This window comes from Agromyces binzhouensis (assembly GCF_004135055.1).
GTDB classification, from domain to species: Bacteria; Actinomycetota; Actinomycetes; order Actinomycetales; family Microbacteriaceae; genus Agromyces; species Agromyces binzhouensis.
On record NZ_SDPL01000458.1, the window covers coordinates 1 to 2,317 of the forward strand.

The following is a 2,317-nucleotide window of genomic DNA, read 5'->3' on the forward strand; positions in this document are numbered from 1 at the left end:
TCGCCGTCGGTCCGCGTCGGCGCGGCCCGGAGCGAGGTCGGGCGCTCGCCGGCCGGGGCGACCGAGCGCGCCTGCTCGAAGGCGGGCAGGCGCTGGGTGTCCCACTCGCGCAACCAGGACTGGAGGCGCGAGCGGAGTGCGTCGAACGTCGGCTCGGGCGAGGCCGGGGCCTCGTCCTCGACGGTGGCGGGGGTCGCGAGGAGCGCGGCGAGGTCGCGCACGGTCGTCGCGCCGCGGGCAGCGGTCCTGGGAGCGTCGAGCAAGGTCATGATGGTCCTCCGGGTGGGTGGCGCGTGCGCGCCGGAAACGCGATGAGGACACGGTACGGACGCGCCGGGGCCCGCGGCATCCGCGCAGGCCCCGGGGCGGGGTGGGGGGTGACCCTGAATCCGAGGTCGTGGGATTCCCCTGCTCAGACCAGCAGCTGGTGCTCGGCGAGCTCGCGGTAGAGCGGCACGGTCTCGACGAGTTCGTGGTGCGTGCCCTCGCCGATGACCCGGCCCGCTTCGACGACCACGATGCGGTCGGAGTCCACGACCGTGGAGAGTCGATGCGCGATGACGATGAGCGTGCGCCCGGCGGCGACCGCGTCGATCGCCTCGCGCATCATCCGCTCGTTCACGCCGTCGAGCGAGGACGTCGACTCGTCGAGGAGCAGGATCGGCGGCGCGGCGAGGAGGGCTCGCGCGATCGCGAGGCGCTGGCGCTCGCCGCCGGAGAGCATGATGCCGTTCTCCCCGACCTGCGCGTCGAGGCCGGCCGGGTCGCGCTCGAGCACCGTGCCCAGGTTCACGGCCTGGAGCACGTGCTCGCACTCGGCGTCGGTCGCGTCGGGGCTGCCGAGCTTCAGGTTGTCGCGCAGGGTGCCCGCGAGGACCGGTGCGTCCTGCTCGACGTATCCGATCTGGGCGCGGAGCTCGGTGCGGTCGAGCGAGCGGAGGTCGAGTCCGCCGAGGCGCACGGTGCCGACGCTCGGGTCGTAGAAGCGCTCGATGAGCGCGAGGATCGTGGACTTGCCCGCCCCCGATGGCCCGACGAGCGCGATGCGCCGCCCGCGCGGAACGCTGAAGGAGACCCCTCGGAGCACCGGCTGGCGCTCGATCACGTCGGGTTCGGGCAGGTGCTCGTCGGGCGACTCGTTGCCCGGGTCGGCCGGATCGGACGGACGGGTGAGCGCGTACGCGAAGTGCACGTCGTCGAACTCGACGGCCGCGGCATCCGGCAGCAGGCCCTCGTTGGCCGGACCGACCATGACGGCTCGCGCGGCGAGCTGCCGGTCGTGCGCGTCCTCGTCGGGGAGGTCGAGGATCTCCTGGATGCGACCGAGTGCGCCGAGCGCCTGGTTGACCGACGTGATCGCGCCGAAGGCCTGCCCGAGGGGCAGGATCATCATGAACAGGAACAGGATGAAGGCGACGAGGTCGGCGATCGTGATCGCGCCCGACGCGACCCGGAATCCGCCGACGCCGAGCACGACGAGGAACGACACCTGCATGGCGATGCCCGCGATGGGCACGATGAGCGCCGAGACCCGCGCGACCTTGACGCCCATCTCCCATGCGCCCTCGGCCTGGACCTCGACGTCGCGTACCTCGCGCTCGGTCGCGCCGGCGGCGCGGATCGTGCGGACCGAGGTGATCGCCCGCTCGACGGATGCCGCCACGTCGCCGACCTTCGCCTGCGCGGCGTGCGACGCTTCGCGCACCCGGGCGGAGAGCAGGGTCACGGTCGTGATCGCGACCGTGATGACGAGGACCGTGAGGCCGAGGAGGACCGGGTCGATGACGAGCATCGCGATGATCGCGCCGACGAACGTGACGGCACCGCCGACGGCCTCGACGAGCCCCTGGGTGAGCACGGCGCGCAGCATGGTCGTGTCGCTGCCGACCCGCGAGACGAGGTCGCCGGTCCGGCGCGTGTCGAACTCGGCGATCGGAAGGTGGAGGATCTTCGCGATGAGGCGTCGACGGCTCGAGAGCACGACGCCCTCGCCCGTGCGCTGTAGCAGGTAGTGCTGGTAGCCCGTGATGACCGCGCTCACGACGACGAGGGCGACGAGGGCCCAGACGATGCCGTCGAGCGGATCGCCGGCCTCGACGATGGTGATGACGCGACCCACGAGCAGCGGCTGCGCGAGGCTCGCGATCGCGCCGATGACGGAGAGCACGGCGACGACGATGAGCACCGGCCGGTGCTCGAAGATGAACGGGAGGAGCTGCCGGAAGGTCGCACGCGGGCCGGCCGGGGTCTCGCCGCGACGGCCGAACGGGATGCGGCGCACCGGCCGCGAGGGTCCGTCGGCCGCGGCGTCGGCGCC

2 protein-coding genes are annotated in these 2,317 nt (G+C 72.9%); both read right to left on the reverse strand.

The genetic code is table 11. From position 1 onward, the window contains the following. A partial coding sequence (locus ESO86_RS15625; RefSeq protein ID WP_165308022.1) for a hypothetical protein occupies window positions 1–269 on the reverse strand: 269 nt, incomplete at its 3' end. Window positions 270–412: 143 nt separating this feature from the next. Beyond that, entirely contained in the window at window positions 413–2,281 is a 1,869-nt protein-coding gene (locus ESO86_RS15630; protein ID WP_129235789.1) for an ABC transporter ATP-binding protein, read from the reverse strand. Window positions 2,282–2,317: the final 36 nt, after the last annotated feature.